Source organism: Brevundimonas nasdae, from assembly GCF_016654005.1.
Classification (GTDB): Bacteria; Pseudomonadota; Alphaproteobacteria; order Caulobacterales; family Caulobacteraceae; genus Brevundimonas; species Brevundimonas nasdae.
Genome location: NZ_JAEPWN010000014.1, coordinates 14,340 through 38,649 on the forward strand (window position 1 = coordinate 14,340; position 24,310 = coordinate 38,649).

Annotated in this window: 26 protein-coding genes, 1 tRNA gene and 1 other RNA gene; 17 read left to right on the top strand and 11 right to left on the bottom strand. The window is 66.9% G+C overall.

Annotation, left to right across the window (positions count from 1 at the left end):
* Window positions 1-66: 66 nt before the first annotated feature.
* Window positions 67-537 (bottom strand): iron-sulfur cluster assembly scaffold protein, encoded by a 471-nt coding sequence (locus JKF87_RS16605; protein WP_201100997.1) that lies wholly within the window; start codon window positions 535-537, stop codon window positions 67-69.
* Between the two features lie 36 nt (window positions 538-573).
* On the opposite strand from JKF87_RS16605, the gene JKF87_RS16610 reads away from it, so the two are divergent.
* Window positions 574-1,068, top strand: a complete 495-nt coding sequence (locus tag JKF87_RS16610; protein WP_201100998.1) for a WapI family immunity protein — start codon at window positions 574-576, stop codon at window positions 1,066-1,068.
* 265 nt (window positions 1,069-1,333) lie between these two features.
* Here the strand turns inward: JKF87_RS16610 and JKF87_RS16615 are convergent, their stop codons facing one another.
* Complete coding sequence (locus JKF87_RS16615) at window positions 1,334-2,026, bottom strand: HAD-IA family hydrolase (protein WP_201100999.1); 693 nt, start codon at window positions 2,024-2,026, stop codon at window positions 1,334-1,336.
* A gap of 31 nt (window positions 2,027-2,057) precedes the next feature.
* Window positions 2,058-2,861, bottom strand: coding sequence for a tetratricopeptide repeat protein (locus tag JKF87_RS16620; protein ID WP_201101000.1), 804 nt, complete (start codon window positions 2,859-2,861; stop codon window positions 2,058-2,060).
* Window positions 2,862-2,949: 88 nt separating this feature from the next.
* On the opposite strand from JKF87_RS16620, the gene JKF87_RS16625 reads away from it, so the two are divergent.
* Window positions 2,950-4,335 carry a leucyl aminopeptidase family protein gene (locus JKF87_RS16625; protein ID WP_201101001.1) on the top strand — a complete coding sequence of 462 codons (1,386 nt, stop codon included), beginning with the start codon at window positions 2,950-2,952 and terminating at the stop codon, window positions 4,333-4,335.
* A 3-nt stretch (window positions 4,336-4,338) separates the two neighbouring features.
* On the opposite strand, the gene JKF87_RS16630 is transcribed toward JKF87_RS16625, so the two are convergent.
* Window positions 4,339-4,725 (bottom strand): hypothetical protein, encoded by a 387-nt coding sequence (locus JKF87_RS16630; RefSeq protein WP_201101002.1) that lies wholly within the window; start codon window positions 4,723-4,725, stop codon window positions 4,339-4,341.
* Between the two features lie 267 nt (window positions 4,726-4,992).
* On the opposite strand from JKF87_RS16630, the gene JKF87_RS16635 reads away from it, so the two are divergent.
* Window positions 4,993-5,778 (top strand): C40 family peptidase, encoded by a 786-nt coding sequence (locus JKF87_RS16635; protein WP_201101003.1) that lies wholly within the window; start codon window positions 4,993-4,995, stop codon window positions 5,776-5,778.
* A 69-nt stretch (window positions 5,779-5,847) separates the two neighbouring features.
* Here JKF87_RS16635 and JKF87_RS16640 read toward each other — a convergent pair whose 3' ends face one another.
* Window positions 5,848-6,540 carry a c-type cytochrome gene (locus JKF87_RS16640; RefSeq protein WP_201101004.1) on the bottom strand — a complete coding sequence of 231 codons (693 nt, stop codon included), beginning with the start codon at window positions 6,538-6,540 and terminating at the stop codon, window positions 5,848-5,850.
* A 145-nt stretch (window positions 6,541-6,685) separates the two neighbouring features.
* Here JKF87_RS16640 and JKF87_RS16645 point away from each other — a divergent pair, with 145 nt between their 5' ends.
* Complete coding sequence (locus JKF87_RS16645; protein ID WP_201101005.1) at window positions 6,686-7,408, top strand: 3-deoxy-manno-octulosonate cytidylyltransferase; 723 nt, start codon at window positions 6,686-6,688, stop codon at window positions 7,406-7,408.
* Window positions 7,409-7,568: 160 nt separating this feature from the next.
* Here the strand turns inward: JKF87_RS16645 and nudC are convergent, their stop codons facing one another.
* Window positions 7,569-8,489, bottom strand: a complete 921-nt coding sequence (gene nudC, locus JKF87_RS16650) for an NAD(+) diphosphatase (protein ID WP_201101006.1) — start codon at window positions 8,487-8,489, stop codon at window positions 7,569-7,571.
* Window positions 8,490-8,559: 70 nt separating this feature from the next.
* Between nudC and ffs the strand changes: the two genes are divergently transcribed.
* The 3 genes from ffs (at window position 8,560) to JKF87_RS16665 (ending at window position 11,057) form a co-directional block, all read left to right on the top strand.
* Window positions 8,560-8,655, top strand: an RNA gene (ffs, locus tag JKF87_RS16655) — signal recognition particle sRNA small type.
* Window positions 8,656-8,831: 176 nt separating this feature from the next.
* Complete coding sequence (locus JKF87_RS16660) at window positions 8,832-9,119, top strand: biopolymer transporter ExbD (protein WP_201101007.1); 288 nt, start codon at window positions 8,832-8,834, stop codon at window positions 9,117-9,119.
* Window positions 9,120-9,206: 87 nt separating this feature from the next.
* Complete coding sequence (locus JKF87_RS16665; protein ID WP_201101008.1) at window positions 9,207-11,057, top strand: DNA polymerase III subunit gamma/tau; 1,851 nt, start codon at window positions 9,207-9,209, stop codon at window positions 11,055-11,057.
* Window positions 11,058-11,116: 59 nt separating this feature from the next.
* Here JKF87_RS16665 and JKF87_RS16670 read toward each other — a convergent pair whose 3' ends face one another.
* Window positions 11,117-11,731 carry a malonic semialdehyde reductase gene (locus JKF87_RS16670; protein WP_201101009.1) on the bottom strand — a complete coding sequence of 205 codons (615 nt, stop codon included), beginning with the start codon at window positions 11,729-11,731 and terminating at the stop codon, window positions 11,117-11,119.
* A 163-nt stretch (window positions 11,732-11,894) separates the two neighbouring features.
* Here JKF87_RS16670 and JKF87_RS16675 point away from each other — a divergent pair, with 163 nt between their 5' ends.
* Both JKF87_RS16675 and recR read left to right on the top strand, forming a co-directional pair.
* Entirely contained in the window at window positions 11,895-12,224 is a 330-nt protein-coding gene (locus tag JKF87_RS16675) for a YbaB/EbfC family nucleoid-associated protein (protein ID WP_201101010.1), read from the top strand.
* Window positions 12,224-12,826, top strand: coding sequence for a recombination mediator RecR (gene recR / locus JKF87_RS16680; RefSeq protein ID WP_201101011.1), 603 nt, complete (start codon window positions 12,224-12,226; stop codon window positions 12,824-12,826). The genes JKF87_RS16675 and recR overlap by 1 nt, the downstream gene beginning before the upstream one ends.
* A gap of 6 nt (window positions 12,827-12,832) precedes the next feature.
* Here recR and JKF87_RS16685 read toward each other — a convergent pair whose 3' ends face one another.
* Entirely contained in the window at window positions 12,833-13,129 is a 297-nt protein-coding gene (locus JKF87_RS16685) for a hypothetical protein (RefSeq protein ID WP_201101012.1), read from the bottom strand.
* A 114-nt stretch (window positions 13,130-13,243) separates the two neighbouring features.
* On the opposite strand from JKF87_RS16685, the gene JKF87_RS16690 reads away from it, so the two are divergent.
* The 7 genes from JKF87_RS16690 to leuA all read left to right on the top strand — a co-directional run bounded on the left by JKF87_RS16690 (window position 13,244) and on the right by leuA (window position 18,992).
* Window positions 13,244-14,458: a DNA recombination protein RmuC gene (locus tag JKF87_RS16690; RefSeq protein ID WP_201101013.1), complete on the top strand. Its 1,215-nt coding sequence runs from the start codon at window positions 13,244-13,246 to the stop codon at window positions 14,456-14,458.
* A gap of 92 nt (window positions 14,459-14,550) precedes the next feature.
* Window positions 14,551-15,009, top strand: a complete 459-nt coding sequence (locus JKF87_RS16695) for a hypothetical protein (protein ID WP_201101014.1) — start codon at window positions 14,551-14,553, stop codon at window positions 15,007-15,009.
* Window positions 15,010-15,012: 3 nt separating this feature from the next.
* Window positions 15,013-15,201, top strand: a complete 189-nt coding sequence (locus JKF87_RS16700; protein ID WP_201101015.1) for a helix-turn-helix transcriptional regulator — start codon at window positions 15,013-15,015, stop codon at window positions 15,199-15,201.
* Between the two features lie 9 nt (window positions 15,202-15,210).
* On the top strand, window positions 15,211-15,861 hold the full coding sequence (locus JKF87_RS16705) for a hypothetical protein (protein ID WP_201101016.1): 651 nt from the start codon (window positions 15,211-15,213) through the stop codon (window positions 15,859-15,861).
* Between the two features lie 43 nt (window positions 15,862-15,904).
* Window positions 15,905-16,870, top strand: coding sequence for a TraB/GumN family protein (locus JKF87_RS16710; protein WP_201101017.1), 966 nt, complete (start codon window positions 15,905-15,907; stop codon window positions 16,868-16,870).
* A gap of 109 nt (window positions 16,871-16,979) precedes the next feature.
* Window positions 16,980-17,054, top strand: a tRNA-Gly gene (locus tag JKF87_RS16715).
* 219 nt (window positions 17,055-17,273) lie between these two features.
* Window positions 17,274-18,992 carry a 2-isopropylmalate synthase gene (leuA, locus tag JKF87_RS16720; RefSeq protein ID WP_201101018.1) on the top strand — a complete coding sequence of 573 codons (1,719 nt, stop codon included), beginning with the start codon at window positions 17,274-17,276 and terminating at the stop codon, window positions 18,990-18,992.
* 15 nt (window positions 18,993-19,007) lie between these two features.
* Here leuA and JKF87_RS16725 read toward each other — a convergent pair whose 3' ends face one another.
* From JKF87_RS16725 to JKF87_RS16735, 3 genes are all read right to left on the bottom strand, one after another.
* Window positions 19,008-20,024 (bottom strand): bile acid:sodium symporter family protein, encoded by a 1,017-nt coding sequence (locus tag JKF87_RS16725; protein ID WP_201101019.1) that lies wholly within the window; start codon window positions 20,022-20,024, stop codon window positions 19,008-19,010.
* 98 nt (window positions 20,025-20,122) lie between these two features.
* A complete protein-coding gene (gene acs, locus JKF87_RS16730; RefSeq protein ID WP_201101020.1) occupies window positions 20,123-22,078 on the bottom strand; it encodes an acetate--CoA ligase in 1,956 nt (651 codons plus the stop codon).
* A gap of 4 nt (window positions 22,079-22,082) precedes the next feature.
* Window positions 22,083-23,450, bottom strand: coding sequence for a DcaP family trimeric outer membrane transporter (locus tag JKF87_RS16735; RefSeq protein ID WP_201101021.1), 1,368 nt, complete (start codon window positions 23,448-23,450; stop codon window positions 22,083-22,085).
* Between the two features lie 151 nt (window positions 23,451-23,601).
* On the opposite strand from JKF87_RS16735, the gene JKF87_RS16740 reads away from it, so the two are divergent.
* The gene (locus tag JKF87_RS16740) at window positions 23,602-24,231 is read left to right on the top strand and encodes a response regulator transcription factor (protein WP_236261466.1); all 630 of its coding nucleotides are present in this window, start codon (window positions 23,602-23,604) and stop codon (window positions 24,229-24,231) included.
* The last annotated feature ends 79 nt before the right edge of the window (window positions 24,232-24,310 follow it).

Genomic DNA, 24,310 nt, shown 5'->3' on the forward strand with positions numbered 1-24,310 from the left:
CGGGGGCTGATGAGGGTTCGCCGTGCTTATCCCCTGTCACAGCAGGGGGATCAACCGGGCAGGGCCTCAAGCCGCGCCGGCGAGGCGAGTTCGCGTGTCGGTGTGATGCTTTTCCAGCGCCTGATTGACGGCGGCCAGCGTCGCCTCGATGGCGACCAGCGACGAGGCGTGGCGCGCGGGGTAGTCAGCGACCTGTTTCAGGACGCGCAGATCCTCGAACCGGCCGCTCGGGCCGTCGCCTCCGGATTTCAGCATGGCGGACATGGCGTCGCGGGCGTCGGCGATCTCGGAAACGCTGGCCCCGATCACCGACTGGCCCAGCACCCCCGCCGCCGCCTGACCCAGGGCGCAGGCCTTCACGTCCTGGGCGAACACAGCCACCCGGCCCTGATCGTCCAGCACCACATCGACCGTCGCCCGTGATCCGCACAGTTTTGCGACCCGCTCCGCCGTGCCCTCAGGCGCAGCCAGCCGCCCGGCGTGCGGCAGGTTCGCCGCCAGCGTCAGAATGCGCGTGCTGTAGAGATCGTCGATCATGGAATGAAGATAGGACGTGTGCGCGCGAGGGGGAAGATGGACGGTTTGCTTGATCTTGCGGCTAAGTTAGAGTTCGGCATGACGCGGTTTTTCGAGCCCGACACTGAAGCGCACCTGAAGCTGGGCGGACTGTCCATCTGGGTGGATGGGCGAGAGCATCCGCACAGTGATGACGGCGACGATGGAAACTGGCTGATCATTTACGCCAGAGTCGAGGCGCCCGGCGCCTTGGTCGAGCTAAGTGGGCCGTGGTTGCGCAGGGACGAGGTGGCGGCCTTCCTGCAGCAGGTTGAAGCCATGTCGGAGAATTTGAGCGGAAAGGCTGAGCTCTATCCAGTCGAGCCTGCGATCAAGGCGGTGTTGGAGATCGATGTGCGTGGGCAGATCGCCCTCGTCGTTGAGGCCACGCCCGATCATATGACGCAGTCGCACAGGTTTCGCTTCGAACTTGATCAATCCTACTTGCCAGTGATCGTACGGCAATGCAGGGGAATTCTGTTCCGATTTCAGGCTTGGAGCGTGAAAGGCTAAGGCTTCAACATTCGGTTCCTGCCTGAATATGAAAGGCTTTTCACGTGTCTTGGGCGCCCGGCTACAGCGCCATTCGACAGCAGGCCAACGAGATGACGCTGATGTCGGCCCACCGGTCACGGGCTGATGAATGCGGGCGTCATTCTGGTCGGAGTGTCGATTGTCGTCTTCGCCATCGCCGTCTCCCTGTTGTGGCCTATATGTGGGCGTCGGCGGCAGGGGTCTGAGAGAACTGACCCAGCGGGTCGTGGCGGGCGTCTTCCTGCTATGGCTGGGCTTCCTCTCGCGGCGCGTGCTGCAGGATGATGTCTAGGCCGGTGCTGCTGACCGTCAGTTCCGCGTCTGCATATTCGGCCAGTTCGGGCCAGCGGGTGTGCAGCGGGTGCTGCTGGGCGGCGGTGATCACAACCACGTCGGCGCCCGCGGCCTCGCCCGCGCGGACCCCCGCCTCGGCGTCCTCGAACACCAGGCAGTCGGCGATGTCGAAACCCAGCGTCCGCGCCGCCTTCAGATAGCCCGCCGGATCCGGCTTGCCGCGTTCGACGTCCTCGGCGGTGATGAAGACGGCGGGCGGGGTTACGCCGGCGGCTGTCAGGCGCGCACGGGCCAGGGGCACGGTGGCCGAGGTGACGATGGCCCAGCGGTCGGGCGGCAGGCGTTTGACGAAATCGATGGCGCCGGGAATGGGAACGACCCCCTCCACATCCTCGATCTCTCCACGTTCGACCCAGGCGATCTCGGCTTCCAGGTCGATGTCCGGCAGGTTCTGTTTTCTGATGGTGTCGGCGGCGCGCATCCCGTGCATGGTTGGCAGGAAGGCGGCGACATCAATGCCGTGACGCTCGGCCCAGCGGCTCCAGACCCGTTCGGCGGCGGCCGTTGAGGTGATCAGGGTGCCGTCCATGTCGAACAGGAAGGCCTGATAGGTCTTGGCGGCGGCGCGGGGGGAGAAAGTCATGCCCCCTATCAGCATGGCGGCCCGGTCGGGATCAACCGCCCTGCAGCGAGGTCCAGGTGCGCGTGCCGTCGGGGGTGCGAGGCGACCCGCGATCCTGCAGCCAGCGCAGGTTCCGCTCGGCCTGTTCGGGCGGCATTTCACGACGCAGAATCTGCTCCGCCTCGCCCATCTTGCCCTGCAGACCCAGCACCATGGCCAGGTTCAGCTTGACCTTCAGCGAGGCGTTCGGCTGGGCCACGGCGCGGCGCAGCAGGGTCTCCGCGCCCGGCGCGTCCCCTTGCGTCGCGGCGGACATGGCGGCGTTGGCCAGCACATCGGGATTGTTCGGCGACAGGGTCAGGGCCTGGTTCCAGGCGGCGCGGGCCTCGTCAAACCGACGCACCTGCTCATAGGCCGTGCCCAGCAGCGAATAGGCGCGCCAGTCACGCGGCGCCTGGTCGCGCGCCTTCTCCAGCGGACCGATGCCGTAGAAGGCCTGCCCCCGCGCGATATGGGCGCGGCCCAGTTCCAGCATGGCGTCCAGATTGGTCGGCTGGATGGCCAGGGTCGTCTCCGCCGCCTCGACCGCCTGATCGTAACGCCCCAGTTCGCGCAGGGCCTGGGCCAGCCTGACCCCGGCGACGGGATCATTGGGCACGGCCTCCTGTTCGCTGGCCCAGAAGACCGAGCGCGACAGGGCGTCCATCCGGTCATAGGTGGCGCGGATTTCGGGCGAAGACGCCTGGCGCAGGCTGGACGCCGCCTGATCCGCAGGCGCGCGCGCCTCGGCCAGCGCGGGCGATGCGGTCAGCGTCAGCAGGGCGATGGTTGCGAGACGGGCGGTCATGCGCGACATGGGGTGGATCCTGACGGTCCTGGGTTCTGCGTCTGAGAATCGTGGGTTCGCGTCAAATCTTGGTTAATGGCCGGAAAGGTTTGCCTCCATGTCCGCACTGCACTCCCAACTGGCCCCCGCACACGACGCCGAAGCCGCAATCCCGGTGCGTTTCGTTGGGCCGGGCGGGCAGTTGAATGAGGCGGCGCAGCTCTGGGCCGATGTCCATGCCTTCGAAGGCAAGTCCGGCCAGCTTCTGGTCGTGCCGAATGCGCAGGGCGGCGTGGGTCAGGTGATCGTCGGCGCGGGCGACCGGTTCGACCCCATGTCCGCGCGCGGCCTTTCGGCGCGCCTTCCGGGCGGGGTTTACAGGCTGGATGTGGCGGCGGATCAGGCGGGGCAGGCGACGCTGGCCTTCCTGCTGGGGACCTATGTGTTCGACCGCTACAAGGCGCGGACGGACAAGGGGCTGGTGCGGCTTGTGACGCCCGAGGGGCTAGACGCCGCCGAGGTCAGCCGCATCGCCGCCGCCTGCGCCCTGGCGCGGGAAATGGTCGACACCCCCGCCGCCGACATGGGGCCGTTGCAGATCGAGACCATCGCCCGCGAGATCGCCGAAAGCGCCGGGGCGAAGATCACGGTGACGACCGGCGACGCCCTGCTGGAAGACAACTACCCCGCCGTTCATGCCGTGGGCCGCGCCGCCGCCCCGCACCGGGCGCCCCGCGTTATCGAAATCGGCTGGAAGCTGGACCAGACGGACCTGCCGCTGGTCGCCCTGGTCGGCAAGGGGGTGGTGTTCGACACCGGCGGTCTGGACCTGAAGCCCGCCGTCGGAATGCGCAACATGAAGAAGGACATGGGCGGATCGGCTCATGCTCTGGCGCTGGGGCGGCTGGTCATGCAGGCGGACCTGCCCGTGCGGCTGGTGGTCATCGTGGCGGCGGTCGAGAATGCGGTGTCCGCCGACGCCTTCCGTCCCGGCGATATCCTGAACAGCCGCAAGGGTCTGACCATCGAGATCGGCAACACCGACGCCGAAGGAAGACTGATCCTTGCCGACGCCCTGACGCGGGCGGGCGAGCATTCGCCGGACCTGACGCTGGACTTCGCCACCCTGACCGGCGCCGCGCGGATCGCCCTGGGGCCGGACCTGCCGCCGCTCTATACCGATGATGAAGCCCTGGCGGAGGGTCTGCTGGCGGCGGCGGCTGAGGTGCGCGATCCCCTGTGGCGGATGCCGCTGTGGGCCGGATATCGCGCGGCGCTGGACACCGAGATCGCGGACATGAAGAACGATTCCTCGGCCTGGGCCCAGGCCGGATCGGTCACCGCCGCCCTGTTCCTGCAGAAGTTCGCACCCGTAACCGGCGCCTGGGCGCACATGGACATCTTCGCCTGGAACCCCCGCGCCCGCCCCGGTTTCCCCGAGGGCGCTGAGGCCCAGGCGCTGCGGGCCTGTTACGCCATGCTGAGGGCGCGATACGCCGCCTGATCGTCAGGCGAAGACCGCGTCAGGTTCTATCTCGCTGCTTTCGTCGGACGGCGGTCGAAGCGGTCGGATGCGCCGCGCCCTCGACCGCACGCCCTTGACTGCCGTTGTCGCCATACGTGCGGCGATGCTGACGACAGTCCGGGTCTGACGAACCAGCCCGCGCCAACTGGCTGCGGCGCGCAGGCTGATGGCCAGAACCATCATGTCGAACACCACGGTCGCGTCGAACATCAGCACCCAGCCCGTCAGTTCGGGCGCGGCCATCGCGTATATCCGCACGCCTTCCGCCTCGAACAGGGCGACGGCCAGAACGCCAAGGCCGACGACCAGAAGCAGGCCAAGGACCTGTCCGCGCGAGATGCGGGATAGGTGACGTGCGGGCGTCTCCACCAGCCAAAGTCTTAACGACGCGCCGATTGGTCCTCGGTCAAAAAGGGTCAATCCGAAGGCAATGAGCAGGCTTGATATCAGCAGCATGTGGGGCCCCAGATGCGTTCACCCTTTGGAATCGATGTGGGCGCGCCCCTTGCCCATTCAAGCCGGACAGTCAAACAAGCCGAACGCGGTTCTGTTGATTGTCCTCAGAAAATCGTCGGCTGTTAACGGGCGGTTCGCCATCAGTGGATAGTCTGGGGGCTCCATAGACGCGAGCCCACGTTGACCGACGTCCTCGACCTTCTTCCGCCCGGCGATCTGCTCGCCCGTTCCGACCTCGCCGAACAGGCGCTGGAGGGGCTGGTGCGCGCCGACCGGTATCGCAAAACCGACGCCATGCATTGTCGGGCGCCGGTGGCGGACCTGTTTTCGTCCAGCGATGAGCGGATCGACCAGCTGCTGTTCGGCGAGATTTTCGATGTGCTGGAGACAGTGGGCGGCCGGGCGTTCGGTCGCGCGCGCCGCGATGGCGTGGTCGGCTGGGTCGTGCTGGACAGTCTGAGAGAAGGGGCGCCGCTGGCGACCCGGCGCGTCGCCGCCGTCGATGCGGCCCTGCCGTTGAATTCTCTGGTGATCGAGGCGGAAGGTCTGGCCGAGGCCGATCTGGCGCCGGTCGGCGATTTCGAACGTGATCCCGTTGCGGTGGCCGAACGCCTGCTGGGGCGGCCTCATGCGCTGGGCGCGCGGTCCTCGATTGAGACCGATTGCTCGGGTCTGGTGCAGCAGGCGCTGCTGGCCTGTGGTCTGGCCGGACCGCGCCGTTCGCACGCCCAAGCCGAACTGGGCCGCGCGGTTGCGGCGGATGACCTTCAACGCGGCGACATTGTCGTCTGGATGGCGCCGCAAGGTGATCATGATTGGACCGGACATTCGGCCCTGATGATCGACGGCGAACGTCTGATCCACTCGACCGGATCGCGCGGCGGGGTGGTGATCGAGACTGTGGCCGAGGTCGAGGCGCGCTTCGTCGCCGACGGCTTCGCTCCCGCCGTCTTCCGCCGCCTTTGAGATTCAAGACGAACGGACATGAAAAAGGGGCGGCTCCTGCGAGCCGCCCCTTCTCAATTCAGCGCTGGATCAGTGCGCGGCGGCGGGCGCCGGCGCTTCTGCCTGTGCCGCAGCTGCAGCCGCCGGAGCTTCTGCGCCAGCTGCGCCCTCGGCAGGGGCGGCGCCTTCTGCCGGAGCCTCGGCCGGAGCCGCCGCGCCCGGCTGACGCGAAGGATCGGGCGCCGGGATCGGGTCGTTGGTCGAGCCCTGGGTGCGCAGCCAGGCGATCAGATTGATGCGCGTCTGGGTGTCGCGGATGCCGGCGAACGACATCTTTGTGCCGGGCACATATTTGGCCGGGGCCGTGATGAAGCTGTTCAGGGCGTCATAGTTCCAGGTCGGAACATCGGCCTTGTGCTTGGTCATGGCGTCCGAATAGGCGAAGCCTGCGCGGTGCAGGACCGGGCCGCCGACCACGCCGTACAGGTTAGGACCGATCTTGTCGGCGCCGCCCTGGTGCGCGTCGTGACAGGCCTGGCAGCGCGCGAACGCCGCCTCGCCAGCCGCCAGATCCGCCGTCGGCAGGACCGTGCCCCAGTCCGGCGGCAGCTCCACTTCCGCAGCGCCGCCTGCCGCCTCATCGGGGGCGTCGACGAAATAGCCCATCTTTTCGGGGGGCTCAGAATGATAGATCAGGCCCGAAGCCTGCTGCACGACCAGGATGACGAAAGCCGTCCCCAGGGCCGCACCGAAAATCTTGTTCCACTTCAGATCGCCGCTCATGCGCCTGGTCGATTCCCTCTGCCGCTCCGGGCCCCTCGCAAAACACGCCCCGGACATATTCTTGCCTTGGCGTCTCTGGCACGGTAGCGCGGCCTTCGCAACCGCGCCCGGCACATGACGGGTCCGACAGTCGTCAGGGAAGCCGATGAATCCTTTGATAATGATACCCGCTCGCATGGCGGCGACCCGTCTGCCGAACAAGCCGCTGGCCGATATCGGCGGCGTGCCCATGATCGTTCGCGCCTACCAGCAGGCTGAGGCCTCGGGCCTCCCGGTTGCGGTCGCTGCGGGCGATCCCGAGATCGTGGCGGCCATCGAAGCCATTGGCGGCCGTGCGATCCTGACCGACCCCAACCTGCCCAGCGGGTCCGACCGCATCCGCGCCGCCGTGGACGCCATCGACCCTGAAGGCGATTTTGACGCGGTCATCAATGTGCAGGGCGACATGCCGTTCGCCAGTCCCGGTCTGGCCACCGCCTGCGCCGCCATCCTGCATGGCGAGCCGACGTGCGACATTGCGACCCTGGTGGCGAGGGAGGCGGACGCCTCGGACCGCGCCAACCCTGACGTGGTCAAGGCCGTGCTGGCCCTGGCTGAGGGTGAGCGTCAGGCCCGCGCCCTCTATTTCACCCGTTCGACCCTTTATGGGGAGGCGCCGATCTGGCGTCACATCGGCGTCTATGGCTATCGCCGTGCGGCGCTGAATCGGTTCTGCGACGCGCCGCAGTCGCCTCTGGAGAAGCGCGAGAAGCTGGAGCAGCTGCGCGCCTTGGAGATGGGGATGCAGATCTGGGCCGCCGTCATCGACGAGGCCCCCCTGTCCGTCGACAACCCGGCGGACCTCGAAGCGGCCCGCGCGCTGATTTAGGCTCCATCGTCATTCCTGGGCTGAAGGAAGCGAAGAGCCCGGAATCCAGGGTTGCAGGCGTGGCGCTCGATGCATTCCACAGCGGATGCAGGCCTCCTGGGTTCCGGGTTCGTCCTACGGACGCCCCGAATGACAGTCTTCGCTGAGTGCCGATTGCGCCTTAAGCCTCCTCCGCCCAGGCCTTGATCAGGCTGTGGGCGATGGCGAAGGGGGGCGGGGCCTGGATCGTCGGGTGTTCGCCCGCCAGCACCGCTCGCGCCTCGGCCCGCGTCAGCCAGGCGACCGATTCAAGTTCGGTCTGGTCCGGTTGCGCCTGATTGTCCGACACCTCGGCGATCAGGCCGATCATCAGTTGCGACGGGAAGGGCCACGGCTGGCTGGAGTGATAGGCCGTGTCGACCACCGTCAGGCCCGCCTCTTCCTTCACCTCGCGGGCGCAGGCCTCCTCGATTGATTCGCCGGGCTCCAGGAAACCGGCCAGGGCCGACATCCGGCCCTGCGGCCAGGCGGCCTGACGTCCCAGAAGACAGACCGGCTCCGGCCCGCCCTTATAGACGGGCAGCATGATGGTGACCGGATCGACGCGGGGGAAATGTTCGGTTCCGCAGGCCGGGCAGACGCGTTTCCAGCCGCCCGACGCCGTCTGGGTCAGGGTGCCGCAGTTGGCGCAGAAGCCGTGCCTGCGCCGCCAGTCGAACAGGCTCTTGGCGCCGCCCGCCATGGCGGCCTCGCTTGCCGACAGGATGGCGGCGGCGGCCCGCATCTCATGAAAGGCGCCAATGCCCCGCACCGGCCCCTCGGCGGGGTCGATTGAGCCTTCGAATTCGACGGCGAAGACCGGCTCGTCCTTCCACAGGCCCAGGAACAGTTCGCGGTCGCGCACCATGTCGCGGGCGTGGGCCATCGACAGCCAGGTCAGGCGCGGACCGTCCGCGCTGTCCTCGATCAGCGGGCGGCCTTCCCACAGCACCATCGCCTGGGCGTAAGGCTTGTCCGCCTGCTCGGCCAGCCACTCGGGATCGTTGCGAAGGTCGCCGGCGCGGTCCAGCGGATTGCCGGCGAAGATGTTCAGGTGAGCCATGCCTCCTTGTAGCGCCGCTGCAGGAGGGGCGAGAAGACTTGATTCTCATCGCATCAGCCGTCATATCCCCTCTCGGAGATCGCGGGCGAAGGCTTCGCCAATCTGGTCAGGGCCGGAAGGCAGCAGCCACAACGAATTCACCTTCGGGTCGCGGTCTCTACTTCCCCTGCATTTTGAGTGCGCCATGCTCGCGACGCGGTCTGCGGGATGCGGCGCGTTGTCGGACGCGGCTGATTATGAGACTGTCGTTATATGAAGCGGCTATGGCTCATCGCGTTGCTCCCTCTAAGCGCCTGCGGATCGGCGCCCTCGGAGCCGCGTCAGCAACTGACTGAGATCAGAATGCCCCCTGGGATCGGGTGCGATTTCGACGCTTCGTGGTCAGACGCTGCGGAGATTGGTCTGAATGCCGACGGAACAGTGGAAATTTCCACATGGGGCGGCGAGCAGGCTAACCTGCCGTCAAAAGCGGAGATCGGCCGAAGCCTCTATGCCTTCGGCATCAACATCGAACAGACCGTCTATGTGCGGGCGGACGTGTCGGCTCCTTACGGAGAGGTCGTGCAGATCATGCGCGATCTATCGATGAGGGGTTACGAGGACATACGTTTGAGAAACACGCCGCTTTAGGCCTCAGGCGTCGGCAACTGTGGGCTTCGCGCATTTTCGCGCGTGTCCGGCTTCGCCGCGAGCATTACGCACTGTAAGACTGTCGCCATGACGGACCATGACCCCAGCCTCGACGGCCCGCCCTGGGAAGAGGACGACGTCGCCGAACGCGACGAGAACACCGACGATATGTTCGGCGCGCCTGCGCCTGAACCGGCTGCCGCGACCGTGGCTGCGGCGCCTGTCGTCGCGCCCAAAACCGCGCCGTCGGAGGGCGTGGCCCATGCCGACGACGGCGCCGCCTATCAGGTGCTGGCGCGCAAATACCGCCCGCGCACCTTTGAGGACCTGATCGGGCAGGAGGCGATGGTGCGCACCCTGACCAACGCCTTCGCCACAGGCCGGATCGCCCACGCCTTCATGCTGACCGGGGTGCGGGGGGTCGGCAAGACCACGACCGCGCGTCTGCTGGCCCGCGCGCTGAACAATGAAACCGACACCATCGACCGGCCGTCGCTGACCCTGAGCGCCCACGGACGGCACGACGCCGCCATTATGGCCGGGCAACACATGGACGTCATGGAGATGGACGCCGCGTCGCACACGGGCGTCAACGACATCCGCGACATCCTGGAAAGCGTCCGCTACGCCCCGGTCGAGGCCCGCTACAAGGTCTATGTGCTGGACGAGGTCCACATGCTGTCGACGCAGGCGTTCAACGCCCTGCTGAAGACGCTGGAAGAGCCGCCGCCCCACGCCAAATTCATCTTCGCCACGACCGAAATCCGCAAGGTGCCGGTGACGATCCTCAGCCGCTGCCAGCGCTTCGACCTGCGCCGGGTCGAGCCGGAGATCCTGGTCGAGCACCTGGGCCGGATCGCCGACCGCGAAGGCATGAAGATCGAACAGGACGCCCTGGCCCTGATCTCACGCGCGGCGGAAGGCTCGGTGCGCGACGGCCTGTCGCTGCTGGATCAGGCCCTGGTGCAGGCCGAGCGCGGCCAGATGGTCAAGACCGAGACGGTGCGCGACATGCTGGGTCTGGCCGACCGCAGCCAGACCATCGCCCTGTTCGAATCGATCATGGCGGGCCGCACGCCCGAGGCGCTGGAGAATTTCCGCACCCTGTACGGCTTCGGCGCCGATCCGGTGCAGGTGACCAACGACCTGCTGGAGCATTGCCACGCGGCCTCGGTCGCCAAGATGCTGGGCCCGAATGCGACCCGCCTGCCCAATGATCAGGCGCAGAAGCTGACGGCCCTGGGCGCGGCCATTCCCGCGGCGACCCTGTCGCGCACCTGGCAGATGCTGCTGAAGGCGTTGGACGAGGTGCGCCGCGCGCCCAATCCCGCCGATGCGGTGGAGATGGCCATCGTGCGTCTGGCCTATGCCGCCGACCTGCCGGGACCGGAAGAGGCGCTGAAACGTCTGCAGTCCGGCGATCCCATCGGCGGCGGCTCGGCTCCGCGTGGCGGCGGCGGTGGAGGCGGGGGCGGCGGCGCCTCGGCCCAACTGGCGGCGCGTCCGGTGGTTCAGGCCGCCTTGCCCAATCCGCAGAGTTTCGAGCAGGTCGTGGCCCTGATCGGCGAGAAGCGCGAAATCGGCCTGCAGATGGATGTCGAGCGGTTCGTCAAACCCGTCTCGTTCAAGCCCGGCGCCATCGTCTATGAAAGCGTCGAGGGCGCGCCGATTGAACTGGCGCGCAAGCTGGCTGGGCGGTTGAAGGAATGGACCGGCCGCACCTGGCTGATCGCCGCCAACGGCCAGGGCGGCGGCGAAACCCTGATCGAACAACAGAAGAAGGCCCGCGCGGCCGAGCGTGCGGCGGTCGAGGCCGATCCGTTCGTGGTTGCGGTGCTGAAGGCCTTCCCCGGCGCGACCCTGGGCGAGATCAAGCGGATCGCCCCCACGGTGGTGACCCCGGAAATCCCCGACGACGCAGGCGACGACGAGGACTGAAAACGAAAAGGCCCCGGACCAGCGTCCGGGGCCTTTGATCTTCTAAAGCAGGCTTCGCCTCAGAGAATTTTCGCGGCCTGATCGAACGACAGGCGCGGCGAGCGCGGGAACAGGTTCTCGTCGGTGCCATAGCCCAGGTTGATGATGAAGTTCGGCTCGACATTGCTGTCGGCGAAGAACTCGGCCTTCACGCCGGCGGCGTCGAAACCGGACATTGGGCCGACGTCCAGACCCAGGGCGCGGGCGGCGATGGTCAGATAACCGCCTTGCAGCGAGGCGTTGCGGAAGGCGGTTTCGCGGCGACCAGCTTCTTCACCGAACCAGTCCTTGGCGCCCGGCGCGTGCGGGAACAGGGTGTCGAGGTGATGATGGAAGTCGATGTCCTGGGCGATGATCAGGTTCACCGGCGCCTGCAGCGTCTTGGCGCGGTTGCCTTCAGCCATCAGCGGGGCCAGACGGGCCTTGGCCTCGGGCGAGGTGATGAACAGGAAGCGGGCCGGGGTGGCGTTGACCGCCGTGGGGCCGAACTTGGTCAGGTCGTACAGCTTGTGCAGCAGTTCCGGCGCGACGGGGCGGTCGCTCCAGGCGTTGCGGGTGCGCGCTTCGGTGAAAAGCTGCGACAGGGCGGCGTCCGACAGCGGGGCGTCGCGTTGGGTTACGGCATCATAGGCCATTGGGGAGGCGTCCTGATTAGATTAGCAACGAGTGCAGGTGCTAATTAGGCGCTCTGAGAATTGCTGCAAGTGCAAAACCAGCAATTCAATGTTTCCATATGCGACGACGCGCCACGAAACGAACCCCCTGTGCGACACGCGTCGTTCGCCCTATCTAGGGGGTATGAAAGACCTTACCCAACTTATGCAGCAGGCCCAGGCGATGCAGCAAAAGCTGCAGGACGCCCAGGCCAGGATGGCCGAAACCTCCGCCGAGGGCTCCTCGGGCGGCGGGCTCGTCTCGGTGTCCCTGAAGGGGCCGGGAGAGATCACGGCGATCAAGATCGACGACAGCCTGCTGACCCCCGGCGAGGGCGAGATCCTGGCGGACCTGATCGTCGCCGCCCACGCCGACGCCAAGCGCAAGTTGGATGAGCAGAACAACGCCCTGATGCGTGAGGCGGCGGGTCCGATGGCCGGGATGAACATTCCCGGAATGCCGAAACTCTTCTGATGGCCGCGTCCGCCGGGCCGGAGATCGAACGGCTCATTTCGCTGCTGGCCAAGCTGCCGGGTCTAGGCCCGCGATCCGCGCGTCGTGCGGCGCTGGCCCTGTTGAAGCGGCGCGAGCAACTGCTTGTGCCGCTGGCGGCGTCTCTGGCTGAGACGGCGGAGAAGGTCGTGTCCTGCTCGGTGTGCGGCGCGCCCGACACCCGCGATCCCTGCGCCATCTGTTCAGACGGTTCGCGCGACAACGGCCTGATCTGCGTGGTCGAGGAGGCCGGCGCTCTGTGGGCCATGGAGCGGTCCGGCGCATTCCGCGGCAAATATCACGTGCTGGGCGGCCTGCTGTCCGCCCTCGACGGCGTAGGGCCTGAGCATCTGCGCATCACCGAACTGGTTGGACGGGTTCGGGGCGGCGGCGTGCGCGAGGTCGTGCTGGCCCTGCCTGCCACTGTCGACGGCCAGACCACGGCCCATTATGTCGCCGAACGTATTTCCGGCCCGGAGGTCGAGGTCACTTCTCTGGCGCGCGGCGTGCCGGTCGGCGGCGAACTGGATTGGCTGGACGACGGCACCATCGTCCAGGCCCTGCGGGCGCGCCGTCCCGCCTGAGGTCGATCAGTTGGACGGCGTCGCGGGCGGCGTCTGAGCGGCGGGCGTTCCCCCATCTGTCTCGTCGAAAGTGCGGGCCTGCGCCGCCTGCTCGCCGACGGTCGGGTTCTGGGCGCTGAAGCCGCCATTGGACACCAGCCACATGCCCAACAGCAGGATGGCCACCGCGCCGGTCGACAACAACAGCAGCACCAGCATGCGCGGATTGCGTCGGCCGCCGCGCACATATTGCGCCTCGACGGGGCGTCCTTCGTGGACCGCGTCGGCGGCCTTGTCGTGGCGGTCGGGTTCTACGGGTGTCATGGGCGCCTCTCATTGAACGAATGGATGCAGCCAAACCAACGTCAGGGAGCGACCGGCGTTCCTGAAAGATGCGGGCGGCTTCAAAACCGCCGCGACTCCGGCTAGGAACGGAGCATGAACATGATCGTCCCCATCCTCGCCCTGCTCGCCGCCGTTCTAGGGGGCGGTTTCCTGTGGGCCTATATGGGCTGGCAGCGGACACGCGGCGATCTGGCGGCGGCCGAGGCGCGGATTGATCTGGTCGAGGAAAGCCGCGTCACCATGGGCGAACTGCTGCGCGCCCAGGCGGCCCAGTCGGCGCAGGTGGTGGCGGATCAGATGGTCAGCCGCGCGACCGAGACCTTCCGCGCCCAGGACCAGCTGGCGCGCGAGCGGATGGCGGCTCAGCTCAAGCCCGTCGCCGACACCCTGACCAAGTTCCAGGAGCATGTCGCCGCGCTGGAGAAGACCCGCGCCGAGGAGACAGGCGGCCTGCGCGAGCAGTTGGCGGCCCTGATGACGGCCTCATCCGCCACGCGCGACGAGGCCCGCAAGCTGACCGAGGCCCTGCGCGGCAACACCGGCCGTCGCGGACGCTGGGGCGAACAGACCTGCCGCAATGTGCTGGAGGCCGCAGGCATGGCCGGACGGTTCGACTTCACCGAACAGACCTCCAGCGCCGACGACGAGGGCCGCCAGAACCGCCCCGACTTCATCGTGCGCCTGCCCGGCGGCGGCATGTTCGTGATCGACGCCAAGGTGCCGTTGGCCTTTGACGAAGGAGAGGGGGATGAAGAAGCGCGCGCCCGCTCGGTCGGTCTGCGCACCGCCGCCAGCCTGAAAACCCACGTGCGCCAGCTGTCGACCAAGGCCTATCAGGACCAGTTCAAGCCCAGCCCCGATTTTGTCGTCCTGTTCGTGCCGGGCGACAGCTTCCTGGCCACGGCGCTGGACCATGACCCCGATCTGCTGTCGAACGCCATGGAATCCCGCGTCGTCATCGCCACGCCCTCGACCCTGTTCGCCCTTTGCAAGGCCGTCGCCTATGGCTGGCGCGCCGAGGAGCAGGCCGCCAACGCCGACAAGGTCGCCGCTCTGGGGCGCGAGCTTTACAAGCGGTTGTCGGTCATGGGGGGGCACGCCTCCGCCGTCGGGCGGGCGCTGGATCAGGCGGTCGGCAAATACAACCAGTTCGTCGGGTCGCTGGAAAGCCAGGTCATGGTATCGGCTCGCCGCTTCGAGGACCTGCAGGTCGACCATGAGGGCAAGGCCCTGCCCGAGCTGCCTCCGGTCGAAACCGCGCCGCGCATCATCAGCCGCCCCGAACTGATCGCGCCGAGCGGGGACTGAAACATCTCCGCATGAAATATGGAAAGCTCGCTTGACAATGCCTTTGTCGGTGTGACAAATACACTTGTCATTTAGACAAGGGGTATTGACGAATGCGCAAATGGTCGAAGGTCACCAAGGCGACCGCCATCACATTGGGCGCCGGCATTGCGTTCCTCATTCCAGGCGCGATCCTCGCCGGTTATGGCGAGAAGGCAGGCTGGTTCCCTGATAGCGTGGCCATTCTGACCGTGTTCGGCATCTATGCCGCGGGCATGATGATCGGCGCGCTGTGGATCGGCGCTGAATGGATGCGCTCCATCGATGAGGCCGCGCGCGAAGCCCATAAGTCCGCCTGGTACTGGGGCGGTTCTGGCGGCATGTGCGTGGGCGGCATCGCCTTCATTCTGGCGTCGGCGGGGCCATGGCGCGAGGTGATCGCACGGTCCATCGGCACGGGCGGCCAGCCGATCGACTATATGCTGACCGGCGCGGCCCTGATGCTGGCGCCGATGATGATCGGCTATATCGTCGTCTGGACCTGGTGGTGGCTGGCGCGGATGCGGGGCTGAGCCATGAATAACCGTCTCAAGGTTCTGCGCGCCGAACGCGACTGGTCCCAGGCCCATCTGGCCGAGGTGCTGGGCGTATCGCGCCAGACCGTCAATGCGCTGGAGACCGGTCGTTACGACCCGTCCCTGCCGCTCGCGTTCAAGATCGCCCGGATCTTCGAACAACCCATCGAATCCATCTTCTCGGAATAGGGCCTCGCCATGACGAACCTGTCTTCCAAGTCCATGCCGCAATGGGCCAAACCGCTTGGCGGCATCGCCCTGATCTTCGCCGTCTGCGGCGTGGTGGGCTATGGCGTGGGTCATCTCGCCGCCGAAGTCTTCCCTCATGCCCTGCCTGCGGCGGACCTCAGATGGTCGGACGTGCTGGCCTGCCTGCTGGCGGGCGGCCTTATCTTCGGCGCGATCGCCGTGTTGATCACCAGCCTGGACGCCCGCCGCCTCGGCCGCATGTACAAACTGGAAGGACCGGCGTCCGCTCATGAGATCGCGGTCGCCCGCTTCCAGGCCCTGGTCATCGGCTTTTCCGGCCTCATCCTGCTGCTGCCGATGGTGTTCAGCCTGACCGGCCTGCCGCCTCTCTTCGGCGTCGCCGCCATCGCCCTCCTGTTCGTCGCCCATACGGTGATGAACTGGCGCGTTTATCGGCAGGCTGACGAACTGCTGCGCCGTTCGGTGCTGGAGACGGCGACCATCGCCTTCTTCCTGGGCCAAGGCCTGCTGTTCATCTGGGCCGCTGCCGAACGTCTGGGCGTCGCCACGCCCCTGACCGCCTGGGACGTCTACGCCGTCCTGATGGCTGTCTATCTCGCCGCATCCCTGGCCGTCAGCGTTCGTCGCGGCCTGGCCTGATCCCGCCAATCCACATCTGATCCAAGACGATCAAGGAGACTTCATGAAACTGTCCGCCGTCCTCAAGACCTCCGCCTCCAACCTCGCCCGCGCCGCCGTCGGCGCGGCTGGTGGTCTGGCCCTGTTCTTCGCCATCTCGGGCGCGCCCGGTCAGGCCCTGGCCCAGGACGCCGCGCCCGCCGCCGCCCATCCCGCCATTCAAGGGCAAGGCCCGGCCCTGTGGGTGGTCAAGGATGCGGACTCGACCCTGTATCTGTTCGGCTCGATCCATGTGCTGCGCCCGACCACGGGTTGGGCCAGCCCGCGCGTCAACGCAGCCTTCGATAGCGCTTCCGACATCTGGTTCGAGATCAGCAACCCCGACGATCAGGCCGCCATCATCCCCCTGATCCAGCAGCATGGCCTGTCGCCGCAGACGCCGCTCAGCAGCCGCCTGACGCCGGAGGAAGTCGCCGAACTGGACGAGGCCGCCAAGGCCATCGGCGCCAGCGCGGCCCAGATCGACATCATGAAGCCCTGGCTGGCGGCGCTCAGCCTGTCGGTCGCTCCCCTGGTCAAGGCGGGGTATGATCCCAAGTCCGGCGTCGAAATGGCCCTGAAGGCGCGGGCCGAGGCGGCGGGCAAGCCGATCCATGGCTTCGAGACGCTGGACAAGCAGATCGGCATGCTGGCCAACCTGCCCGACGACACGCAACTGGCCTTCCTGCGTGAGACGCTGAAGAACTATGACGAGGCCACGACCATGCTCGACACCATGGTCAGCGCCTGGGCGCAGGGCGACGTCGCCACTCTGGACCGGGTCGCCGTTCAGGAAATGAAGTCGGACTCCCCCGAACTGTACAAGGTGCTGCTGGTCGAGCGGAACACCGACTGGGCCAACCAAATCCAGACCCTGCTGCAGGGCTCCGGCACCGCCTTCATCGCCGTCGGCGCCGCCCACCTGGCCGGCGAGGACAGCGTCCAGGCCATCCTGAAATCGCGCGGCGTCACCGTCGAACCCGTGCAGTAAGATGCGGATGCGGCGGCCTGCCGCCGCATATCGCCTTGAGCCGAACCGCCCGCGCCGCTATGGGATCAAGGGTCGAGCCGTCTCCGCGACGCAGCTCCGACCGCCCGGCGCGGGTGTAGTTCAGAGGTAGAACGTCAGCTTCCCAAGCTGAATGTCAGGGGTTCGATTCCCCTCACCCGCTCCAAATCCTGTCAACACGCAAAGGGTGGATTGTTTCGCCAGACGATCCTTGGTAGGGTCTTGCGTGGCAAATTCTTTCGCCCTTTCCCTGAATCTTCGTCCGGCAGAGCGCCTGCTCGCCGGGTCGCGACTTATTGGCTGCCGCCGGGACTGACGGCTGCCCGGCGGCGGATCACGCCTGTCGTACCCCACATATCGCTACGAAGTTCTCAGGAGACGCACCGTGTTGCGCGACCCCTCCATCAAATATCGCCCGTTCCCGACCATTGATCTGCCGGATCGCCAGTGGCCCAGCCGCACCATCGACAAGGCGCCGCGCTGGCTGTCGACGGACATGCGCGACGGCAACCAGGCCCTGATCGATCCGATGAACGCCGAGAAGAAGCAGCGCTTCTTCGACCTGCTGGTCAAAATCGGCGTCAAGGAGATCGAGGTCGGCTTCCCCTCGGCGGGCGCGACCGAGTTCGACTTCATCAACGGCCTGGTCCGCGCGGGCAGCATTCCCGACGACGTGGTGGTGCAGGTGCTGACCCAGGCGCGGGCGGATCTGATCGCCCGGTCGTTCGAAAGCCTGGAAGGCGCCAGGACCGCCGTCGTCCACATGTACAACGCCCTGTCGCCCGCCTGGCGCGAGATCGTTTTCGGCATGGACCGCGCGGGCATCAAGAAGATCGCCGTCGAGGGCATGTCGCGGATGCGTGAGGAGGCCGAGCGCCGCCCCGACACCGACTGGCGCTTCGAATACAGTCCCGAGACCTTCTCCACCGCCGAACTGGACTACAGCCTGGAGGTCTGCGAGGCCGTTCTGGACGTGATCGAGCCGACGCCCGAGCGGCCGATCATCTTCAACCTGCCCGCCACGATCGAGGCGGCGACGCCGAACGTCTATGCGGACCAGGTGGAATGGTTCTGCCGCCACATCTCGCGCCGCGACAGCGTGATCGTATCGGTTCACCCGCACAACGACCGGGGCACGGGCGTGGCGGCGGCGGAACTGTCGGTCATGGCCGGCGCCGACCGCGTCGAGGGTTGCCTGTTCGGCAATGGCGAGCGCACCGGCAATGTCGATCTGGTGACCCTGGCGCTGAATCTGTACACGCAAGGGGTCGATCCTGAGCTGGACTTCTCGGACATGGATGCGGTGATCCAGACGGTCGAACACTGCAACGCCCTGCCGGTCCATCCGCGCCATCCCTATGCCGGAGAACTGGTCTTCACCGCCTTCTCGGGCAGCCACCAGGACGCGATCAAGAAGGGCTTCGCCGCCCAGGCCAAGCGCAACGACCATATCTGGAACGTGCCCTATCTGCCCATCGACCCGGCCGATCTGGGCCGGTCGTACGAGGCGGTGATCCGCGTCAACTCCCAGTCCGGCAAGGGCGGCTTCGCCTGGGTGCTGGAACAGGACAAGGGATTGAAACTGCCCAAGCGCATGCAGGCCGACTTCAGCCAGCATGTTCAGGCCTTCGCCGATCAGGTGGGCCGCGAACTGACCGCCGCCGATATCTGGGACGTGTTCCGTTCTGTCTATGCGCCGGAGGGCGGGAACGGCCCGTTCGCCTTGGTGGACTATGAAGAAGGGCGCTCGGCGCCCGGGCAGGAGCGCCGCTTCACGGGCCGCATCCGCCTGAATGGCGAAGAGCGCCGGATTTCAGGGCGCGGCAACGGCTTCCTGTCCAGCGTGCTGGACGCACTGCGTGAAGACTGCGGCCTGGTGCTGGATATCGAGGACTACCACGAACACGCCATCGGCCATGGCGGCGACGCCCAGGCGGCGGCCTATGTCGAGTGCCGCACGGCGGACGGGCGCACCATCTTCGGCGTGGCGACCGACCCGGATGTGGCCACCGCCTCGCTGAAGGCCCTGCTGGGCGCCGCCAACCGCGCCGATGCGGCGGGCGGCCAGGCGGCGGAGAAGACGTTGAGCCTCGCGGACTGCTAAGCCCGCACCATCATATCAATAGGCTTCGATCTGCGGCTCGTCTTTCAGGCGGGCCGCATTTTCGCGGGCGTAACGCTGGGCGATGATGGTGCAGGCGAACAGCTGAATCTGGTGGAACAGCATGATCGGCAGGACGATCAGCGGCACGGAGGCGCTGGCGAACAGGATGCCGGCCATCGGAATGCCGCTGGCCATGCTTTTCTTTGAGCCGCAGAACAGGATGACGATCCGGTCGGGCCGGTCGAACTTGAGGGCGCGCCCTGCCAGAAGCGTCAGGCCGAGCACCAGTCCCAGCAGCACGACGTTCAGGCCGATCACCTTTGCCAGGTCGGCCGGCGCGACATGGGACCAGACCCCGGCGACCATGCCCTCGCTGAAGGCGGCGTAGACGATCAGCAGGATCGAGCCGCGATCCACCAACCCGGTCAGCTTGGCGTGACGGGTCAGCCAGCCCAGCAGCAGCGGGCGGCACAACTGGCCCACGGCGAAGGGCGCCAGGATCTGCAGGCCGATGTCGAGAATGGACTGCAGATGGATGCCCCCGCCTGCGCTGCCGCCCGCGCTTCCGATCAGCAGGGCGACCAACAGGGGGGTGACCACCACGCCGATCAGGTTCGACAGACTGGCGCTGGTCAGGGCGCCGGGGACGTTGCCGCCCGCGATGGAGGTGAAGGCGATCGACGACTGCACCGTGGACGGCAGCAGGCACAGGAACATCATGCCGGTCAGCAGGTCGGGCTGCAGCGACCCGCGCATCAGGAAGACCAGCCCCAGACCCAGCAGGGGAAACAGCAGGAAGGTGCTGAGGAAGACGGTCCCCTGCAGCCGCCAGTGCATCAGGCCCGCCGCAATGGCCGCAGGCGACATCCGCGCCCCATACAGGAAGAACAGCAGGGCGATGGCGACCTTGACCACCACGTCCATCACGACCGCGCCCTGGCCGCTGGCGGGCAGCAGGGCCGCCAGAACCACCATGCCGATCAGGGCCAGAAGATAGCCGTCGATCGGCAGGCGGGACAGGAAACGAGGCATGGACGGCTCAGGCTGCGGCGGGTCGCCGCACTGATAGGCCGCTATGGCCCGGGGTTGAAGCCCGAGCCTTGATTAAGCGTGGCGTCAGAAGCCGGAAATCAGGCGCCCGCGCGGTTCTTGACCAGATCGTCCACGACCGACGGGTCGGCCAGGGTCGAGGTGTCGCCCAGGGCGCCGATCTCGTTTTCGGCGATCTTGCGCAGGATGCGGCGCATGATCTTGCCCGAGCGGGTCTTGGGCAGGCCCGGCGCCCACTGGATCACGTCGGGGGCGGCGATGGGGCCGATCTCGCGACGGACATGGGCGACCAGCGCCTTTCGCAGGTCTTCGCTGGCCTCAACACCCTTGTTCAGGGTGACATAGGCGTAGATGCCCTGGCCCTTGATGTCGTGCGGATAACCGACCACGGCGGCCTCGGCGACATCGTCATGCAGCACCAGGGCGCTCTCGATCTCGGCTGTGCCCATGCGGTGGCCCGAGACGTTGATGACGTCGTCCACCCGTCCGGTGATCCAGTAATAGCCGTCCTCGTCCCGACGGCAGCCGTCGCCGGTGAAATAGCGGCCCGGATAGGTCGAGAAATAGGTGTCGAAGAAGCGCTGGTCGTCGCCATAGACGGTGCGCATCTGGCCCGGCCAGCTGTCGGTGATGCACAGGTTGCCGGACACGGCGCCGGTCAACTCCTGACCTTCCGCATCGACGATCTGCAGCTCGACGCCGGGCAGGGGCAGGGTGGCGGAGCCGGGCTTCAGGTCGGTGGCGCCGGACAGGGGCGTGATCAGATGGCCGCCCGTCTCGGTCTGCCACCAGGTGTCCACGATGGGGCAGCGGCTGTCGCCGACGACCTCATGATACCAGCGCCAGGCCTCGGGGTTGATCGGCTCGCCGACCGTGCCGAGGATGCGCAACGAGGCGCGCGAGGTCGCCTTCACCGGGGCGTCGCCCTCGCGCATCAGGGCGCGCAGGGCCGTGGGGGCGGTGTAGAAGATCTCGACCTTGTGCTTGTCCACCACCTGCCAGAAGCGGCTGCTGTCGGGATAGTTGGGCACGCCCTCGAACATCAGGGTCGTCGCCGCATTCGCCAGCGGGCCGTACAGCAGATAGGAATGGCCGGTGACCCAGCCCACGTCGGCGGTGCACCAGAAGACCTCGCCGGGGCGATAGTCGAACACCAGTTCATGCGTCCAGGCGGCCCAGAACAGATAGCCGCCCGTGGTGTGCAGCACCCCCTTGGGCTTTCCCGTCGATCCCGAGGTGTAGAGGATGAACAGCGGGTCTTCAGCGTTCATCGGCTCGGGCGGGCAGTCGGTCGTGACCTTGGCGGCCTCGGCGGCGTAGTCGAAGTCGCGACCGTCGATCATCGGCACGTCTGCGCCCGTGCGGCGCACGACCAGAACCGTGTCGACCTTCACCTTCTCCAGCGCCGCATCGACATTGGCCTTCAGCGGCACGGCCTTGCCGCCGCGCACGCCTTCGTCGGCGGTGATGACCAGGGTCGATCCGCAGTCCTCGATCCGGCCGCACAGGCTGTCGGGCGAAAATCCGCCGAACACGACCGAATGCACCGCCCCGATCCGCGCGCAGGCCAGCATGGCGTAGGCGGCCTCGGGGATCATGGGCAGATACAGGGTGATCCGGTCGCCCTTTTTGGCCCCATGCGCCTTCAGCACATTGGCCATGCGGCAGACTTCGTCATGCAGCTCGCCATAGGTGATGGCGCGGCTGTCCGCGGGATCGTCGCCTTCCCAGATGATCGCCGTCTCGTCCTTGCGATGGGGCAGGTGGCGGTCGATGCAGTTGGCCGAGACGTTCAGCACCCCGTCCTCGAACCAGCGGATGCGGAAGTCCTCCTTCTTGAAGGAGACGTCCTTGATCTTCGTCGGCGCCTTGATCCAGTCGAGCCGCTTCGCCTGTTCCGACCAGAAGGCGTCGGGCGTTTCGCGCGCTGCGATCCGCGCCGCCTCATAGGCCTGCCGGTTCATGTGGGCCTTGGCGGCCAGCTCGGCGGGAACCGGATAGAGTTCGGAATCAGGCACGCGGGATGTCTCCAACATCAGATCAGAATCCGTATTTTGCGAACAGGATAAGACGCGTCATGTCGCCGCTCGCGCCGGTCTCGATTTCGCGATCCGCGAACATCAGCTCGGCGCCCAGATCAAAGGCAGCAACCGGCGACCAGATCAAGTTCGCATGCAGGCTCTGGGCGGACCGGTTGACGTTCAGGCCGGTGATTGCGGTGTCGTTGTCCACCCGCTGCGCCGACCAGATCAGATTGGAGCGCACGCCCGGCGCCCAGACGTGGCGATAGGCGGCGAACCCGGCGACCACGCCGATGGCCTCCAGGTCGCCCGACGCGGTTACAACGGCGTCGTTGGAGAAGTTCAGCCCCAGATAGCGGCCGATCCCTTCGCCGCCGCTCAGCATCAGGCGGATGTCGTCCTTGTCGCCGACCTTGATCTTGGCCGAGGCCGACAGGCCCCAGCCGGTCGTGGACGCATCGATGTCGGCGGCGGTGTTCTGGTGTTTCAGCTGACGCAGCAGGCCGGCGACCTGCACATCGCCCCAAGGCCGCGAGACGGCATATCGGGCGGTCACGTCCGGCAGGCTGTTGGCGTTGTTCAGGATGCGCGCGCCGCCGCCGAACGGGGTGACGGTCGTCTCGGGGTTCTCGACCGAGATGGACAGGGGGCCGCGCGTATAGCGGACCTGGGCCTGGCGCACGAAGACCGTGCCTTCCGCCGCGCCGATGAAATCGGCGGATTCAGGCAGGACGGCGGTGTTCTGGAAGTTCGACCACTCCTGGCCGAACAGCCAGTTGTCGATGGTGACGAAGGCGCGGCGCAGGGCCGGGTTGGCCGGGCTGGTGGTGCGCTGGTCCGTGACGCCGGGCAGGGTCTGGAAGTCCATCTCCAGCCGCGTGCCGATCTTGTGGCCGCCGACCACCCCGTCGGTGGTCAGCCAGAATCGGGTCTGGCGGGCGTTGAAATCGGTCGCCGCATCCTCGCGCTGGCCGCCGATGGGCACCGAACCGGGGACGTGGAATTCGCGCATGGAATCGCCGTTCAGCGGGGCGCCGTCGGAATAGCGCGACACGGAGGCGTCCAGTTTTATGAAGCCGCCGAACCGGACCGTGTGGTCGCCGATGCGGAAGCCTTCGCTCAGGGGCGCGGGGGCGGCGGCCTGTTGAACCGGCGCCGGTGGAGTGGCGGCGGGGCGCGTCTCCAACCGCAGGATGTCCTGTTGCTGGGCCGCCTGCTGGGTGCGTGAGGCGACCACTTCGGTCTTCAACGCGGTCAGCTCGGCCTCAAGCTGGGCGATGCGGGCTTCAAGCGCGGCCTGACCGCCGCCGGTCTGGGCCGAGGCGGCGCCAGGCGTGATCAGTAGGGCGGCGACAGCCGACCCCGCCATAAGGCTGGTCTTGATCATCCTTAGAGTCCTCCCGGGCCCGTCTTGTGCAGGCCTGCGTTCCTCGAACCTTTTCTCCTTGAGGTGGTGGAGGCCATTGGCCATTGGTCTAGTTTCGACCAAAGTCGAACCGCGCCATGATGTCGCCAATGCGGACGACAGAAGGCCGCGCATGGGAAGGACGCCTATGGATCGCATCGTCATCGCTGACGACCATCCGCTGTTCCGCGCCGCCTTGCGGTCCGCCCTCGACAAGGCGGCGCCGGGCGCCGCCGTCGAGGAATGCGCCAGCTTGGCGGAGGCCAAGGCGGCCATGCAGACCGCCCCCGTGGACCTGTTGCTGCTGGATCTGAAACTGTCGGACAGCGAGGGGATGGCGGGCCTCGCCGCGGTCCGGGCCGAATATCCGGCTGTGCCGGTCGCCGTGATTTCCGCCAGCGAGGATGCGCCGGTGGTGCGTCACGCTCTGGGACTGGGCGCGGCGGGCTTCATCCCCAAATCCGCCGCCCTGCCGCAGATGGTCGAGGCCATCGCCGCCATCCTGGCGGGGGACAGCTGGGCGCCGGACCTGCCCGACGTCGAAGACGCGGATGATCTGGCCGCACGCGTGTCCAGCCTGACGCCGTCGCAGCTGCGCATTCTTGAGGGGCTGAAGGCCGGGCGGTTGAACAAGCAGATCGCCTTTGACCTGGGTGTGTCCGAGGCCACGATCAAGGCGCACCTGACCAGTGTGTTCCGCAAGCTGGGCGTCCATAACCGCACACAGGCGGTGATCCTGGCCAAACAGCTGGATCCCAGCTGACCCGACAGAGGCAGCCGTCATTCAATCCGACGATATTGCAGATCGTCATTCCGGGGCTGAGCAAAGCGAAGAACCTGGA